The organism is Frigoribacterium sp. CFBP9029 (assembly GCF_034045305.1).
In the GTDB taxonomy this organism is placed as follows: domain Bacteria; phylum Actinomycetota; class Actinomycetes; order Actinomycetales; family Microbacteriaceae; genus Frigoribacterium.
This window is the reverse complement of the sequence record NZ_JAXCWB010000030.1, coordinates 1-363: the sequence shown is the minus strand read 5'-3', so window position 1 is coordinate 363 and position 363 is coordinate 1. Positions and strand designations below refer to the sequence as shown.

At 60.1% G+C, this 363-nt stretch carries 1 protein-coding gene; it reads right to left on the bottom strand.

Translation table 11 applies throughout. The features are described 5' to 3' along the window. On the bottom strand, positions 1-363 hold a 363-nt coding region (locus SOM11_RS15055; RefSeq protein ID WP_320478552.1), incomplete at both ends, for a hypothetical protein.

Genomic DNA, 363 nt, shown 5'->3' with positions numbered 1-363 from the left:
ATGCTTGAGTCGACCAATGAAGGACGCTGCAGATGCGCCACGAGCAAGGCGGGGGCGCGGGGATTGTCTGAGGTCGCGACGAACCCAGCCCATGCCGGTGTCGTTTCTTGGTCGGCAAGCGAATATGTGCCGAGATGCTTCGAGATCAGCAACGTCGCCGAGGATGAATCGGTCCCGATGATCTGCATGTCGTGCTCTTGGGCGAGCCCGGCGAGAGTTCCATCGGCCACGGCCGTGAAGTACTCAGGCAGAGCAACGACGTTCGCTTGCTCGGTTTTGATCAACGCGCCCAACTGCTCGGTTGAGACGTCTTGTTGGTTGGTGTTCCACGACAGGATTCGTAGCTGCCCCGCCGACGAGGAT